Annotated in this window: 10 protein-coding genes and 1 pseudogene; 7 read left to right on the top strand and 4 right to left on the bottom strand. The window is 62.5% G+C overall.

Going from position 1 to position 15,834, the window contains the following annotated elements; all coding sequences use genetic code 11:
- The first annotated feature begins 29 nt into the window (after window positions 1-29).
- The 5 genes from QMK55_RS23235 to codA all read left to right on the top strand — a co-directional run bounded on the left by QMK55_RS23235 (window position 30) and on the right by codA (window position 5,355).
- Entirely contained in the window at window positions 30-1,109 is a 1,080-nt protein-coding gene (locus tag QMK55_RS23235) for a patatin-like phospholipase family protein (RefSeq protein WP_102355778.1), read from the top strand.
- Window positions 1,110-1,204: 95 nt separating this feature from the next.
- Window positions 1,205-1,561, top strand: a complete 357-nt coding sequence (gene queD, locus QMK55_RS23230; protein WP_007955941.1) for a 6-carboxytetrahydropterin synthase QueD — start codon at window positions 1,205-1,207, stop codon at window positions 1,559-1,561.
- Between the two features lie 204 nt (window positions 1,562-1,765).
- Window positions 1,766-2,578 (top strand): alpha/beta fold hydrolase, encoded by an 813-nt coding sequence (locus tag QMK55_RS23225; protein WP_102355777.1) that lies wholly within the window; start codon window positions 1,766-1,768, stop codon window positions 2,576-2,578.
- Between the two features lie 243 nt (window positions 2,579-2,821).
- A complete protein-coding gene (gene codB / locus QMK55_RS23220) occupies window positions 2,822-4,093 on the top strand; it encodes a cytosine permease (protein ID WP_320330035.1) in 1,272 nt (423 codons plus the stop codon).
- Window positions 4,094-4,107: 14 nt separating this feature from the next.
- Window positions 4,108-5,355 (top strand): cytosine deaminase, encoded by a 1,248-nt coding sequence (codA, locus tag QMK55_RS23215; protein WP_320330034.1) that lies wholly within the window; start codon window positions 4,108-4,110, stop codon window positions 5,353-5,355.
- A 135-nt stretch (window positions 5,356-5,490) separates the two neighbouring features.
- On the opposite strand, the gene QMK55_RS23210 is transcribed toward codA, so the two are convergent.
- Window positions 5,491-6,471, bottom strand: coding sequence for a diaminopimelate epimerase (locus QMK55_RS23210; RefSeq protein ID WP_102355774.1), 981 nt, complete (start codon window positions 6,469-6,471; stop codon window positions 5,491-5,493).
- 1,313 nt (window positions 6,472-7,784) lie between these two features.
- Between QMK55_RS23210 and QMK55_RS23205 the strand changes: the two genes are divergently transcribed.
- Window positions 7,785-8,936 carry an MFS transporter gene (locus QMK55_RS23205; protein WP_320330033.1) on the top strand — a complete coding sequence of 384 codons (1,152 nt, stop codon included), beginning with the start codon at window positions 7,785-7,787 and terminating at the stop codon, window positions 8,934-8,936.
- A gap of 84 nt (window positions 8,937-9,020) precedes the next feature.
- On the opposite strand, the pseudogene QMK55_RS23200 reads toward QMK55_RS23205, so the two are convergent.
- Window positions 9,021-9,346: pseudogene (locus tag QMK55_RS23200) on the bottom strand (TonB-dependent siderophore receptor); the annotation flags it as partial.
- A 40-nt stretch (window positions 9,347-9,386) separates the two neighbouring features.
- Window positions 9,387-9,764 carry a c-type cytochrome gene (locus QMK55_RS23195; protein WP_102355772.1) on the bottom strand — a complete coding sequence of 126 codons (378 nt, stop codon included), beginning with the start codon at window positions 9,762-9,764 and terminating at the stop codon, window positions 9,387-9,389.
- Between the two features lie 234 nt (window positions 9,765-9,998).
- Between QMK55_RS23195 and nhaA the strand changes: the two genes are divergently transcribed.
- A complete protein-coding gene (gene nhaA, locus QMK55_RS23190; protein WP_320330278.1) occupies window positions 9,999-11,207 on the top strand; it encodes a Na+/H+ antiporter NhaA in 1,209 nt (402 codons plus the stop codon).
- A 139-nt stretch (window positions 11,208-11,346) separates the two neighbouring features.
- Here the strand turns inward: nhaA and QMK55_RS23185 are convergent, their stop codons facing one another.
- The gene (locus QMK55_RS23185) at window positions 11,347-15,816 is read right to left on the bottom strand and encodes a hemagglutinin repeat-containing protein (protein WP_320330032.1); all 4,470 of its coding nucleotides are present in this window, start codon (window positions 15,814-15,816) and stop codon (window positions 11,347-11,349) included.
- Window positions 15,817-15,834: the final 18 nt, after the last annotated feature.

Here is a 15,834-nt window from a genome sequence, read left to right as displayed (position 1 = left end):
TTGTTCGCTTGCTAACGATCGAGACCGGTATGACCGCCATCCACATCAAGTTCCCCGCCCTCACCCTCAAGGCCGGCCCTCGGGCCATGGCGCGCATTCGTGCCCAGGGCCTGAACGCCGCGGACGTCGGCACCCTGCCCGGTGCCGCCGGAGGGCCGAAGGCGCTGGGGATTCAGGGGCTGGATCTGGCGTTGTTCGGTGAATGGCTACCCAGCGCGCCGCGTGAGCGCTCGCTGATCGGCGCGTCGGTCGGCTCCTGGCGCTTCGCCAGCGCCTGCCTGCCGGACGCCGCCGAAGGCATCCGCCGTCTCGGTCAGCTGTACGCCGAGCAGAATTTCAACAAGGGCGTGAGCATGGCCGAGATCAGTCAGAGCTCGCAGCGCATGCTCAATGACCTGCTCGACGGCCGCGACGCCAGCATCCTCAACAACGCCGACTACCGCCTGAACATCATGGTGGTCAAAAGCCACGGGCGCCTGGCCGATGACCATCGCGGCCGCCTCGGCCTCGCGCTGGGTTCGGTGATCGCCGATAACCTGCGCGGGCGGGCGCGGCTGTCGCGGCACTTCGAACGCCTGATCATTCACGACCCGCGCCTCGCCCCGCCGGTCAATGCATTGAACGACTTCCCGTCGCGTTTCGTCACCCTCAATGCAGGCAACCTGCGCCAGGCGCTGCTGGCCTCCGGTTCGATCCCGATGGTCATGGAAGGCGTGCGCGACCTGCCGGGCGCCGGTGCCGGCACGTTCCGCGACGGCGGTCTGCTCGACTATCACCTCGACCTGCCCTACAGCGGCGACGGCATCGTGCTCTATCCACACTTCACCGACCGGGTGATCCCCGGCTGGTTCGACAAGACCCTGCCCTGGCGCCGCGCCTCGGTCGAGCGCTTGCAGGACGTGCTGTTGCTCGCGCCGTCGAAGGAATACCTGGCGCGCCTGCCCTACGGCAAACTGCCCGATCGAAATGACTTCAAGCGTTTCATGGGCGATGCGCCGAGCCGGCAGAAATACTGGCACGCGGCAATGGACGAGAGCCGCCGCCTGGGCGACGAGTTTCTTGAGCTGAACGCCAGCGGTCGCCTCGCCGAGCGCTTGCTGACCCTTTAGTCAGTGTTTTCCCGCATCGCCAAACACAAGCTGGTAAACTCGCCGCCTGCCCGAATCGCTGCGGCGAACGCCACCTGAACAGAGCCGAAAATACTGTGGAAATCTTCAAGGAATTTACATTCGAATCCGCCCACCGCCTGCCGCACGTACCGGACGGCCACAAGTGCGGCCGCTTGCACGGTCACTCGTTCAAAGTGGCGATTCACCTCAGCGGCGACCTCGATCCGCACACCGGCTGGATCCGCGACTTCTCGGAAATCAAGGCGATCTTCAAGCCGCTGTACGAGCGTCTGGACCACAATTACCTGAACGATATTCCCGGCCTGGAAAACCCGACCAGCGAAGTGCTGGCCAAATTCATCTGGAATGAATTGAAGCCACTGCTGCCGGAACTGAGCGCGATCCGGATTCACGAGACCTGCACCAGCGGTTGCATTTATCGCGGTGAGTGATACAAAACAAATCCCCCTTGTAGGAGTGAGCCTGCTCGCGATAGCAGATTGGCATTCAACATAGATGTCGACTGATACACCGCTATCGCGAGCAGGCTTACTCCTACAAAGGATCGGTGTTTGTCAGGAAAACAGAGAACAGCCCCCGAGGCTGTTTTTTTATGCCTATGCTTTTTGGCTCAAACCCGCCAAGAGGACAGGCCGATGACGGACTGGCTGCTGGATCAGGTCTTTGACTTCAACGGGCATCAAATACGCCATGCCGTGCGCGGTGACGGCCCGCCGCTGGTGTTCGTGCATGGCACACCGTTTTCGTCCTGTGTGTGGCACCGCATCGCGCCGCATTTCTTCGCCAGCCACCGGGTGCATTATTTCGACCTCCTGGGCTACGGACGTTCCGCTAAACCTCACGCCGATGTTTCCCTCGGCGTGCAGAATCAACTTCTCTCGCGGTTGCTCGATCACTGGAATATCCAGCGCCCGGACGTGGTCGCCCACGACTTCGGCGGCGCCACCGCGTTGCGCACGCATTTGCTCAACGGCAAGGACTACCGCAGCCTCACGCTGATCGATCCGGTGGCGCTGACGCCGTGGGGTTCGCCGTTCGTGCAGCACGTCCGCCAGCATGAAGCGGCGTTCAGCGGCCTGCCGGACTACATCCAGCGCGCCATCGTCCCGACCTACATTCGCGGGGCGATTCACCGCGACATCCCCGACGCTGAACTGGCGCCCTACGTACAACCGTGGCTCGGCGATCCGGGGCAAGCGGCGTTCTACCGACAGATTGCGCAGATGGACGAGCGCTATACCCAAGAAGCCGAAAGTTTGTACCCGATGATCCGCTGCCCGGTGCAGATTCTCTGGGGGGAAGAGGATCAGTGGATCCCCATCGAACGTGGCCGAGCATTGCACGCGATGATCCCCGGTTCGCAATTCCACGCCATCCGCAACGCCGGCCACCTCGTCCAGGAAGACGCCCCCGAAGCCATCGTCGCCGCGTTATTGAGATTTCTCTGACCCACACCCAATCCCTTGTGGGAGCGAGCCTGCTCGCGAATACGGTATGTCAGTCACTGCAGAGGTCGCCTGACACTCCGCTTTCGCGAGCAGGCTCGCTCCCACATTGGGCTTCGGTGCATCCAGTTGCACTGCTTTCGCGCCAATCCACACGACTCGTCTATACATAACCCGCGCCAATCAGGAACTGGCACGACCACTGCAACCTGCTTCGCGTCTCCCCAATCCAGCAAGGAACGCCCCATGTCGCAGAACGACCCAGGCAACGACTACCCCCTCAGCGAAGTCCCGATGCACGCGCGCAAAGGCCTGGCCTCGACGGCGATGGTGCTGCTGGGCTTCACGTTTTTCACCGCGACCATGTTTGCCGGCGGCAAGCTCGGTGTGGCGTTCAGTTTCAGCGAGATGCTGGTGGTGATCATCGTCGGCAATCTGCTGCTCGGGCTGTACGCGGCAGGCCTGGGTTACATCGCCTTCAAGAGCGGCCTCAATTCAGTGTTGATGGGGCGCTTCTGTTTCGGTGAGGTCGGCAGTAAGCTCAGCGACCTGATCCTCGGTTTTACCCAGATCGGCTGGTACGCCTGGGGCACCGCAACGGCGGCGGTGGTGCTGGGCAAATACTTCGCACTGGACCAGGGCACGGTGCTCGGCCTGATGGTGCTGTTCGGGCTGATGTTCTGCGCCACGGCGTATGTCGGTTATCGCGGCCTGGAGATCCTCTCGTACATCGCGGTGCCGGCGATGATGTTGCTGCTGATGCTGTCAATGTGGGTCGCCACGATGAAGGTTGGCGGTCTCGACGGTTTGCTCAGCGTGGTGCCGACGGGTTCGCTGGACTGGTCGACCGCCATCACCCTGGTGTTCGGCACCTTCGTCAGCGGCGCGACCCAGGCCACCAACTGGACTCGTTTCTCGCGTTCGGCGCGGGTGGCGGTACTGGCCAGCCTGATCGGTTTTTTCATCGGCAACGGATTTATGGTGCTGATCGGCGCCTACGGTGCGATCGTCTATCAGCAGCCGGACGTGGTTGAAGTGTTGCTGTTGCAAGGCTTCGCCATGGCCGCGATGGCGATGCTGTTGCTCAATATCTGGAGCACTCAGGACAACACCATCTACAACTTCGCCGTCGCCGGTTGCAACCTGCTGCGCACCGGCCGGCGCAAGACCGTGACCCTGGCGGGTGCGGTGATCGGCACCCTGCTCGCCCTGCTGGGCATGTACGACATGCTGGTGCCGTACCTGATTCTGCTGGGCACGGTGATCCCGCCGATTGGCGGGGTGATCATGGCCGACTTTTTCTTCCGCTGGCGCGGGCGCTATCCGCGCCTGGCCGACGCACGGCTGCCAGCGTTCAACTGGCCGGGGCTGGGGGCTTACGCGGTCGGCACGCTCGCCGCGTTCCACTCGCCGTGGGTCGCGCCGCTGGTAGGGATTGCCGCCGCCGCGCTAACGTATGTCATCGTCTCCGGCCTGCTCGGCGCCCGTCGCGCCACTGCGCCACTACAAGACCTATAAGAAGGATTCGCCTGATGCACATCATCAACGCCCGACTGCGCAACCAGGAAGGTTTGCACGAATTGCACCTGGAGGACGGTCTGATCCGCAGCATCGGCCGCCAGACCGAAGCCCCGACCCTCAACCCCGGCGACCTCGACGCCGGCGGCAATCTGGTGGTACCGCCCTTCGTCGAACCGCACATCCACCTCGACGCTACCCTCACGGCCGGCGAGCCGCGCTGGAACATGAGCGGCACGCTGTTCGAGGGCATCGAGTGCTGGGGCGAACGCAAGGTCACCATCACCGAAGAAGACACCAAGACCCGCGCCAAGAAGACCATTCAGACACTGGCCGCCCACGGCATCCAGCACGTGCGCACCCACGTCGATGTCACCGACCCGCAGCTCACGGCGCTCAAGGCGATGCTCGAAGTGCGCGAGGAAAGCCGTCATCTCATCGACCTGCAAATCGTCGCCTTCCCGCAGGAAGGCATCGAGTCGTTCCGCAACGGCCGGGAACTGATGGAAGAAGCAATTCGCATGGGCGCCGATGTGGTGGGCGGCATTCCGCATTTCGAGTACACCCGCGATCAGGGCGTCAGTTCTGTGAAGTTTCTGATGGACCTGGCCGAACGCACCGGTTGCCTGGTGGACGTGCACTGCGACGAAACCGATGACCCGCATTCGCGCTTCCTCGAAGTGCTCGCCGAAGAGGCACGCAGCCGCGACATGGGTGCCCTGGTCACCGCCAGCCACACCACGGCGATGGGTTCCTACGACAACGCCTACTGCGCCAAACTGTTCCGCCTGCTCGGGCATTCCGGGATCAGCTTTGTCTCGTGTCCGACCGAAAGCATTCATCTGCAGGGGCGCTTCGACAATTTCCCCAAACGCCGTGGCGTGACCCGGGTCAACGAGCTGCTCGAAGCCGGCATGAACGTGTGCTTCGGCCAGGACTCCATCGTCGATCCGTGGTACCCGCTGGGCAACGGCAACATCCTGCGCGTGCTCGAAGCCGGGCTGCACATCTGCCATATGCTCGGTTACCGCAACTTGCAGAACGCGCTGGATCTGGTCACCGACAACAGCGCCAGGGCCATGCACCTGGGTGAGCGTTACGGGTTGGAACCGGGGCGACCGGCCAACCTGCTGATTCTGTCGGCAGACAGCGATTACGAAGTGATCCGCAGCCAGGGTCTGCCGCTGTATTCGATTCGAGGCGGCAACGTGCTGATGAAACGGCAGATGCCGGTGGTGGAGTTCAGTGCCGATCTGAGCTGAATCGACTGGCCCCTTCGCGAGCAGGCTCGCTCCCACATGGGGCTGCATTCCCCTGTAGGAGTGAGCCTGCTCGCGATCACGCACGGGGCTGCATTCCCTTTGGGAGCGAGCCTGCTCGCGAAGGCGATTGCCGCTTCAACCCATCGATCGAGCCGTACCAAACAGCCTCACCCGCATCAATTCACCCTGCTCTTGTTCAAGCAAAACAGGCGCGGTCCCGCCCGGCATGACCACGTGCACTTCACCGCTCACCACCCAGCCCACCGCCCATGCGGCACAGGCCACGGCACTGGCACTGGTGCCGGAAGACGCCGTCGGCCCTTCCCCGCGCTCGAACACCCGGGCGACGATGCGTTGCGCTGATTCATGCGCAGCCCATTGCAGATTGACGCCCGCCGGGCACGGTTGGCCGGCGCCGGTGGGCATGGCGTAGGCGATACAGGTCAGGCCTTCGGCCCATGGCGATTCGCCCATTTGCCGGTTGCTCGGCAAGGCGGCAACGTCGGTCAGCAACGTCACGCAATGCGGGTTGCCGATGCGCACGAACTGGCTGTGCTGCCACGCGGGGTCGAGCTGGGCCAATGGCGCTACGTGGCTCACTTCCCGACCGTTGAATGCGCGGTTTTCAACCTTCTGCGCTCCGACTGCAGCAGGCCCGAAGCCCGGTTGACCGAGGTCCAGCCAGAAGCCGCTCACGCCTTCGACTTCTGCCGGTTTCACCGAGGTTTCCACGGCGTCACCCTTGTCGTGATAAACCCGCAGCAACGCGCCCTCCGCTGGCATCAGCCCCTGTTCAAGCAACGATTGGGAAAAGATCGTCAGGCCGTTGCCGCTGCGTTCGGCCAGGGTGCCGTCGGTGTTGACGATGAGCACATCGAACGGCGGCGTCGATTGGAACGGACCGATCAGCAGGCCGTCGCTGCGGTGGGATTTGCTGCCGGCCGGACGCTGCCCCTCAGGCCAGTCACAACACAGCGCAATGGCTGTCTGACTCCACGCCGGTCTCGACACAGCACACTGCGCGGCATCGATCGGCAAATCGACCCCCTCCTCGCGAAGTGCCTGGGGCGAAATCACCCCGTAAATATTGCCCCGTGCATCATAGAACTGCGTCATCACCGGCCCTTACTGTTCAATCCCCAGAAGCTGCCACTGTAAAACGCAATCCCCGGTGGGAGCGAGCCTGCACGCGAAGACGGTCTACCTGGCGCCATATTCTTCGCCTGAACCAGCGCTTTCGCGAGCAAGCCCGCTCCCACATTGGATGACCGGCGCCCACAAATGCCCGGTTCTGCACAGGTCCCGGTGGGAGCGGGCTTGCTCGCGAAGGCGGTCTACCTGGCGCCATATTCTTCGCCTGAACCAGCGCTTTCGCGAGCAAGCCCGCTCCCACATTGGATGACCGGCGCCCATAAATGCCCGGTTCTGCACAGGTCCCGGTGGGAGCGGGCTTGCTCGCGAAGGCGGTCTACCTGGCGCCATATTCTTCGCCTGAACCAGCGCTTTCGCGAGCAAGCCCGCTCCCACATTGGATGACCGGCGCCCACAAATGTCCGGTTCTGCACAGATCCCAGTGGGAGCGGGCTTGCTCGCGAAGACGGTGTGTCAGTCGCTGCATTCTTCGCCTGAACCAGCGCTTTCGCGAGCAAGCCCGCTCCCACATTGGATGACCGGCGCCCACAAATGCCCGGTTCTGCACAGATCCCGGTGGGAGCGGGCTTGCTCGCGAAGGCGGTCTACCTGGCGCCATATTCTTCGCCTGAACCAGCGCTTTCGCGAGCAAGCCCGCTCCAACATTGGATGACCGGCGCCCACAAATGCCCGATTCTGCGCAGGTCCCGGTGGGAGCGGGCTTGCTCGCGAAGACGGTGTGTCAGTCGCTGCATTCTTCGCCTGAACCAGCGCTTTCGCGAGCAAGCCCGCTCCCACATTGGATGACCGGCGCCCACAAATGCCCGGTTCTGCACAGATCCCGGTGGGAGCGGGCTTGCTCGCGAAGGCGGTGTGTCAGTCGCTGCATTCTTCGCCTGAACCAGCGCTTTCGCGAGCAAGCCCGCTCCCACATTGGATGACCGGCGCCCACAAATGCCCGATTCTGCGCAGGTCCCGGTGGGAGCGGGCTTGCTCGCGAAGGCGGTCTACCTGGCGCCATATTCTTCGCCTGAACCAGCGCTTTCGCGAGCAAGCCCGCTCCCACATTGGATGACCGGCGCCCACAAATGCCCGGTTCTGCACAGGTCCCGGTGGGAGCGGGCTTGCTCGCGAAGGCGGCGCATCAGTCGATATGTTTTTGACTGACACTGCGCTATCGCGAGCAGGCGAACGCCTACAGGTTAGGATGTCGGCTGCACTTTCCCCAGGCTTGCGATCGAACCTCGACGCGCGAGCACTGTCATTCGGGGACGCGACGTTTTTTGCCAAGGATCGATATGACCAGCCTCAACCCCCAAGACACCTTCGTCCCCGGACGCCTGCAACAGATGTCGACGCGCATCGCCTTTTTCATCGCCGGGCTCGGCATTGCCGCGTGGGCGCCGCTGGTGCCGTACGCCAAGGCCCGAGCCGGACTCGATGAAGGTACGTTGGGCCTGCTGTTGCTGTGCCTGGGGGTCGGTTCGATTCTGGCGATGCCGCTGGCGGGGATTCTCGCCACACGGTTCGGCTGCCGCAAAGTGGCCACCGGCGGCACCCTGCTGATTTGCGCGGCGTTGCCGTTGCTGGCGACGGTGTCGTCGATTCCGGCGCTGATCGCCACGCTGTTCATGTTCGGCGCCGGTTTGGGCACGGTGGATTCAACCGTCAACCTGCAAGCGGTGATCGTCGAACGCGCGAGTGGCAAGAACATGATGTCGGGCTTTCACGGCCTGTTCAGCCTCGGCGGGATTGTCGGCGCAGCGGGCGTCAGCGCCCTGCTCGGCCTCGGGCTGACGCCGCTGGCGGCAATGCTGGTGGTGGTGACCGTATTGATCGCCGCGCTGTTCAAAGCGGTGCCGCACATGCTGCCGTACGGCAGTGAAAGCTCGGGACCGGCGTTCGCCATTCCCCACGGCATCGTGCTGTTCATCGGCGGCATGTGCTTCATCGTGTTCCTCACCGAGGGCGCGGCGCTGGACTGGAGCGCGGTGTTCCTCGCGCAGGAACGCGGGATCGACACGGCGTACGCGGGATTGGGTTACGCAGCATTTGCCCTGACCATGACGGCCGGACGCTTGATGGGTGACCGAATCGTGCGCAGTGTCGGTGCCACGCGGATCATTCTGTTCGGCGGTCTGTTGGCGGCGGCCGGCCTGTTTCTGGCGACCTTCGCCCCGAGCTGGGAAGCGGCGCTGCTGGGCTATGCGCTGGTTGGCGCCGGTTGCTCGAACATCGTGCCGGTGCTGTACACCGCCGTGGGCAAGCAGACGGTGATGCCGGAAAGCATCGCGGTACCAGCCATTACCACATTGGGTTATGCCGGGATTCTGGCGGGGCCGGCGGTGATCGGTTTTGTCGCCCATGCCAGCAGTTTGAGTTTTGCTTTCGGATTGATGGCAGTGCTGCTCGTGGCAGTGGCCATCGGCGGCAAAACACTCAAAGTCTAAAAACATCGCGAGCGGCTCACTCCTGCAAGGATCACACTAAATCTGTAGGAGTGAGCCTGCTCGCGATGGGGACGACACGGTTTATCAGAAACCTACGCTGGCCTGCACAAAGAACGTCCTCGGCGCCCCCACATACATCCCCGAGTTGTTGTCGCTGGAACGGGTGAAGTACTGCTTGTCAAAGATGTTTTTCACCCCGGCGCCGAGCTCCAGATTCGACACTTGCGGGCCGAAGTCATAACCGCCACGCACATTCCAGGTCACATAACCCGGGATATCGCCGTACTGACCGTCCGCCGTGCCTTCGGTGATGTAGTTGCCGTTGAAGCTGCCATCGGCGTTGACCCCGGTGCCCGGCGAGCGCTGTTTCGATTGGGAAAACCGTCGAGGTTGTACGTCCAGCGGTTGATGTTGATTCCTTGGACGCCGAGCACGCCGCTGATCCCGGGATCAGCGTGATTTTGCAATCACCTCACTCATGTATTGATGCAGATCGCGAAAATCCTGAACGCTCCAGGCGTGCGGCGCGATCTTTACGCCGTTCTCCTGCAAGGTTTTGGGAATCAGGTTGCCGTTGGGGCGAAGGATGATCGAGGACACGATAACGCCCGGATAATCATTCAGGCGCTTCTTGAACGCGGAGGTTGTCAGGTCAGGTGTCGGCGGTTTGCTTTTGTTGGCCAATGGCCCTGTCGCCTTGATATCTGCGCCGTGGCACACGGCACAGCGCTGTGTATAGAGATTCTTGCCATTGGCATTTTCCGCGAAGGACAGGGATGTTTGAATGACGGATACAAAGCCGAGTAAAACGATGAAGGGTATTTTCATTTTTATAGAGGGTCAGAGGCTGAAACGAACGGCGTACAGCTAAGCACACTTCTGGAAGCCCGTTTCTTCATATCGAGAAATTGTTGGCCGACGACACACAGCGCCGAAACTGCACCCGCGTTCCCCCAAGCCCCCGCCTATTGTGTAAAATGCCGCCCGGGTGCCACCGCAACAACGCGGCAGGGCAGGTTTAATTCAGCGCAGGTCGGGCCGCCGCGCGGAGTTGCCGTGCCTATGAGCCACGATCCGTCACGCCTGCATGCTACCCAAGCCCGTCAGGGCTCGCCGTCTGCGATGGCCTTTCTCTCCCGTTTTTTCGCTGCCGAATCTGCCGGTGGCCTGATCCTGATGGCGGCTGCGCTCGCCGCACTGCTGATCGCCAATTCGCCTTGGGCGGCCACGTATTTCTCGACCCTGCACATCAAGATCGCCGGCTTGTCGATCGAGCATTGGGTGAATGATGGCCTGATGGCGATCTTCTTCATGCTGGTGGGCCTGGAAATCAAACGCGAAATGCTCGCCGGTCAGTTGTCGACCTGGGGCCAGCGCGCGCTGCCGGGCTTCGCCGCGCTGGGCGGGATGCTGGTGCCGGCGCTGATCTATGTCGCCATCAACTGGGGCAATCCAGAGACCCTGAGCGGTTGGGCGATTCCCGCCGCCACCGACATTGCTTTCGCCCTGGGCGTGCTGTCGCTGCTGGGCAAACGGGTGCCCGTTTCGCTGAAAATCTTCCTGTCGGCGCTGGCCATCCTCGATGATCTGGGTGCGGTGGTTATCATCGCGATTTTCTACACCAGCGGCCTGTCGGTGAGCATGCTACTGGCCTCGTTGGCGGTGATTGCATTGCTGGTGATCCTCAACCGCTGCGGGGTCAGAAAGCTTTGGCCGTACCTGATCGCCGGTGCCTTCCTGTGGTTCTTCATGCTGCAATCGGGGATCCACGCGACCCTCGCCGGGGTGATTCTGGCGCTGTGCATTCCGTTGGGTAATCCGGAGGACGAGCACAACTCGCCGCTGCTGTATCTCGAAGAAAAAATGCATCCGTGGGTGGCCTTCGCCGTGGTGCCGATTTTCGGCTTCGCCAACGCTGGCGTGTCGTTGACCGGCATTTCCCCGAGCAACCTGCTGGAGCCGGTACCGCTGGGCGTCGCGCTGGGCCTGTTGTTCGGCAAGCAGATCGGCATCCTCGGCCTTGGCGCACTGGCGATTCGCAGTGGTCTGGCGCAACTGCCGCAAGGCGCGAGCTGGCTGCAACTGTACGGCGTCGCCCTGCTCTGCGGGATCGGCTTCACCATGAGCCTGTTCATCGGCGCGCTGGCGTTCCCGGGCGCACCGCATCTGGTCGACTCGGTGAAGGTTGGGGTGTTGCTGGGCTCGATCCTGTCCGCGCTGCTGGCGGTGATCGTGCTGATGAATGCGGGTAAGGCGAAGGCTTCGAACTAATAGTCGGATCTGGTCGAGACAGAAAACTAATGTGGGAGCGGGCTTGCTCGCGAAGGCGTCAATTCAGTCAGCTGATTTATCGACTGAATCATCGCCTTCGCGAGCAAGCCCGCTCCCACAGTTTTTACAGCGGTGTGGTTTAGCCTTTTTCGTCGATCCCGGCTTGCAGGGTCTGGCTGTCCAGATTGCCGCTCAGGGTCACCGGACCGACTTTCAGATTACCGTTATCGAACGACACCTTCGGTGTGTTCTCCTCGGTTTTCTGCGGCAGGTCCAGCCCGGCTTTCACGCCATACTCACGGTTGACCAGGTCGCTGCTACCGACCTTCGAACCGCCCAGATCGACCTTGCCGTCACTCGCCGATATCCGCGCGCCGGTCAGTTGGGTGCCACCACCAACGTTCAACTTCACACCTTGATTGCCACTGATGCCGGACGCCTGCGCCACGCTGTCCTTGTGCGTGTATTCGCCTTGCGCCTTCAGCGTCGGCTTGTAGTCGGTGCCAGCGAGTTTTTCCTTGTCGCTCGGTGGATTTTTCTTCGCGGTCAGACCCAGATCGACATCGACCTTGGCTAGCGTTTTCGAGTCCTGACGGCTGTCGACGGTCAGATCACCGGCAACCTTGCCGCTGACCGTATTCGCGTCGATCCGCACCCCCGACAGCTGTGCATCACCGGCACTGTTCAGCACCACAGTGTCAGCCTTGATCTGGCTGTTCTGCTGGCTGGTGCCTTGCAGGTAATCGACGCCAACCTTGGCCCCGGCGTTGAAGCCGTGATCGCTGCTGGCCTTTTCATCGGCAGCGGTCGGAGTCTTGCTGCTCAGGTTGCCGCCGGCATTCAGCGCGACGCTCCAGTTGTTGCGACTCTCGGTGGACTGCGCCGATTCCTGGACGAAACCGCCCTTCTGCGCATCGATGTTGACGTTCGGCGCACCGACTTGCGTGCCTTGCAGGTGCACCGCGTCAGCGCTCAACGCGACATTGCTCTGGCTGTTGAGCTGGCCGCCGGTCAATGTCTGCGAGTTTTCGTTGACCCGACCGATGTTGAAGTTACCGCTCAGATTGCCGCCCTGATCGCGACTCTTCTCGCTGCTGGATTTGCTGCCGCCGCCCTTCAAACCGCCGCCGAGATTGCTCCCGGTCGCCGTGTGTGTATCGGTGGCCGCTTGCAGATCGAGCTTGCCGTCAGCGTGCAGATCGATGGCGCCGGCGCTGTCGATCTTCGTGCCTTGCTGGACCTGATTGCCGCCGCTGCTCAGTTGCACCGCACCGTTGCCGCTGATGCTCGCAACGTGGGCCTGAGTGTCAGTGGTTTGCTTGCCGGTGTGGTCAAGCTGGAACCCGGCGCCGAGGTCGACGTTGGTGCCGTCGGTACCCGGCAAGGTGCCGACCGTCAGCGAGCCGTTGCCGCGCAGGCTGGAGTCGCTGCTGCTCTGGCGGTCATTGGCCTGATTCAGCGCCAGATCACCGCCCGTCTTGATGTTCACACCGCCGTGCCCGCCATCGAAACGGCTGCCGGCGAACTGCGCGTCACCCCCGACATTGATGTTCACGCCCTGGTTGCCGGCATAGCCGCCAACCACCGCCGTGCTGCTGTCCTTGCTGCTGTAGCTGTTGCCACCGGCGCCGCTGCCGGCGACATTCACGTCTTCGCCGGTCTTGGTGTAGACCCGCACGTCGACCTTGGCGTCCACTGAGTTATCGGTACTGCTGTGAGTGTTGCTCGCTGCATCGGCAACCAGTTTGTCAGTGCTGATGTTGACCTTGCCGTTGCTGGCGCTGTACTGCGTGCCCTGGTCGTGCAGGATGCCGGCGGTTTTTACATCGACGCTGCCACCGTCGAAACGGCTGACCACGGCGGTGCTGTTCTGCTCGGTCTTGTCGGCGCTGCCGTGACCGATCGCCACGTCGATGCCGACGTTCGGCTGGCCGAGATTGCTCAGGGCTTCCTTGTCCGGCACCTTGCCGTTGAGCACATCCTTGACCGCACCGGCAATCGGGCGGGCGATGTCCTTGTACTCGACGTTGGCGCCGATGTCCGCCGACCAGTTGCTCTGGTTGTGCGTGCTGCTTTCAGTGTTGCTGGCGGCGCGGTTATCGATCTCGTTGGCCGCGACGTTCAGACCGTTGCCGGCCTTGACCTGCGCGCCTTCGGTCAGCAGTTTGTCGGCGTTGATGTTCAGGGCGCCGCTGCTCTGCACAGCGGTGGTTTGCGCGGTGGTCTTGCTGCTGGTGTCTTGTGTGGTGCCGTGGGCGAAATCGACGCCACTGCCGGCGCGGTCGAGGCCGCCGGTGTAGTAGAAACCACCGCCGGTGCTGGAGGTATCGGTCGAGGTTTTGTGGCTATCCTGTTCGGCCAGCAACGACACGTTCTTGCCGCTCAGCGTGGTGTCGCCCGCAGTGGATTTGACCTCACTGCCCTTGATGGTCAGATCGCCGCCGGCGTTCACCTGCACGCTGCCACCGCTGAGGCTTGAGCCTTGCTGGTTGACGTCGTTGCGGGTGACGGTCTGCTGTTTGTCTTCGTAATGCACCCCGGCGCGGTATTGCTCCGGCGTTTGCTCTTTGGCGTAGGCATCGAAGCCACGGGTCTCGGTGGTCGAGCTGCTGTCGTGACTGTTCTGCGTGGCATGCACGTTCACATCACCTGCCGCGTCCGCCGTCAGCACGCCGCCGGCCTTGACCGTGGAACCGGCCACTTCGATGTCCTTGGCGCTTTTGAGCTTGAGGTTGCTGTCGGAAACCAACTCGCTGCGCACCGTGGTGCTGTCCTTGGAGTTCTGCCGCGTCTCGTCCTTGGTGATGCCGAAAAACTTGCTGTCCTTGTCGTGGTTGTTGCTGTGCGCGGTGTCCTGCACGCCGTCGATCACCAGCGAACCCTGGTCGCTGATCACGCTGGCCTCGGTGCCGCCACGGACCTGGCTGCCGCTGATGCGCACGTCGTCAGCCTTGACGATCAGTTTGCCCGCCGCGTTGATTTTACTGCCCTGATGCTGGGTCTGGCCCTTGTCGGCGTCACCGGTCTTGCCGAAGAAACCACCGCCGACCAGGTCGCCGGAGTAGCTGTTGTTGTTGCTGCGGTTGGTGCGAGTGGCCGTGGTGACGTCCACTTGCTTGCCCGCCAGTTTCACATCGCCAGCGCTGTTCAGTTCAGCGCCTTCGGAACGCAACAAGGCAGCGGTTTGCAGGGCGATATTGCCACCCTTCAACTGGCTGCCGATGCTGCGCTGTTCTTCGCTGCTGCTGTTCCAGTCGGCCTTCCACAGGTGCTTGCGGTGGTTGCCCTGATCGGTCTGCGTGCGGCTTTCGGTGGCTGCGGTCAGGCGCAGATCGCCGCCGCTCTGCACATCGAGATTCTTCGCCGCTTCGACCTTGGCGGCTTTGAGTTCAGTGTCTTTGCCGGAGGACAATTTCGCGTCGCGGCTGGCGACGATCTGGCTGCCGTGCTGGCGCGAATCACTGTCGGTCTGGGTGCGGTCGTAGGTTTCCCAAGTGATGCCGATGGTGCTGTTGTTCCAGTTTTCGCGTTTTTCCTGGAGCCTGCGGCTTTCGACGGTGCTCAGGGTCAGGTTGCGCTTGGCATCGACGCTGACGTCGCGACCGCTGACATCGGCAGCGGCCAGCGTCAGATCCTTGCCGCTGTGCAAGCCGACATCGCCCTGACTGCTGCGGATACCGGCACGGGTCACTTCAAGGCTGTTGGGAATGGCTTCACCGCTGACGCTGAGATCGCCGGCAGAACGAATCTGCACGCCGTCACGTCCGGCCACTTGCACCGCACCCACCCGCACGCCCGCGCCTTCGGCGGTGCTGACGATATTGATGCGCCCGGCCTGCATCGCACCGAACAGGCTGGCGTCGATGCGTTGGTCAGAGGTAGTGCCCGCCGGGTCCGCGGTTTTCACCTGACCGCTGGCGTAATCCAGCTGATTGCGCCCGACCGTGAGGTTCAGTTGATCGCGCGCATTGATCGCGCCCTGGCTGTCGATACGCGGGGCGATCAGGTTGATCGAACCCTCACCGTTGCGCAGGCCACCGCCCTGGATCTGCAACTGGCCGCTGGCATCACGAGTATTCAGAGCCTGCAGTTTGCCGTCGTGCAGCTCCGGACGACCGACCACCAGATTGGCGTTCGGCGTGTTGATGAAACTGCCGCCGTTCACCGAAATGCCGTTGGGGTTGGCCAGCACGTAATCGGCGGCGCGGCCGAAGATTTCCTGGGCACCATTGATCGCCGAAGGGTTGCGGCTGATCACCTCGTTGAGGATCACGCTCGCCGCCTGCCCCTGCAGTTGCGGGTTGGCCGCCAGTTGCCCGGCGAGCTGCGATTGGCCGGCCTGCAAGGCGTTGTTCAGCACCAGGCCCTGACGGTCGACGTTGTAGTCAAGGAACTGGTTATGCGACAGGCCCGAGCCGTTGGGCGCGACGATGTTGACGATGGGCACGCCGCCCTGGGTCTGCAATTGCGCGGTGCCGCCGGGGCCGGGAGCGACCACCACACCGCCGGCAATGGCGCTGGGCAGGTGCACGGCGAAGAACAGGCTGGCGATCGCCCAGCGCAATTTGCCCCGAGGAGAAAGATGGAATGCAAAGGTGTGTGCTGGCATAAAAACGTCTCCATGTAA

The organism is Pseudomonas sp. P8_229 (assembly GCF_034008635.1).
GTDB lineage: Bacteria > Pseudomonadota > Gammaproteobacteria > Pseudomonadales > Pseudomonadaceae > Aquipseudomonas.
Note: the sequence above shows the minus strand (reverse complement) of the source record. Positions and strands in the feature narration are given on the sequence as shown.

Coding starts and splice junctions, on each gene's coding strand:
- QMK55_RS23235 (WP_102355778.1), top strand. CDS start 30: ATGACCGCCATCCACATCAAGTTCCCCGCCCTCACCCTCAAGGCCGGC.
- QMK55_RS23225 (WP_102355777.1), top strand. CDS start 1,766: ATGACGGACTGGCTGCTGGATCAGGTCTTTGACTTCAACGGGCATCAA.
- codB (WP_320330035.1), top strand. CDS start 2,822: ATGTCGCAGAACGACCCAGGCAACGACTACCCCCTCAGCGAAGTCCCG.
- codA (WP_320330034.1), top strand. CDS start 4,108: ATGCACATCATCAACGCCCGACTGCGCAACCAGGAAGGTTTGCACGAA.
- QMK55_RS23210 (WP_102355774.1), bottom strand. CDS start 6,471: ATGACGCAGTTCTATGATGCACGGGGCAATATTTACGGGGTGATTTCG.
- QMK55_RS23205 (WP_320330033.1), top strand. CDS start 7,785: ATGACCAGCCTCAACCCCCAAGACACCTTCGTCCCCGGACGCCTGCAA.
- QMK55_RS23195 (WP_102355772.1), bottom strand. CDS start 9,764: ATGAAAATACCCTTCATCGTTTTACTCGGCTTTGTATCCGTCATTCAA.
- nhaA (WP_320330278.1), top strand. CDS start 9,999: ATGAGCCACGATCCGTCACGCCTGCATGCTACCCAAGCCCGTCAGGGC.
- QMK55_RS23185 (WP_320330032.1), bottom strand. CDS start 15,816: ATGCCAGCACACACCTTTGCATTCCATCTTTCTCCTCGGGGCAAATTG.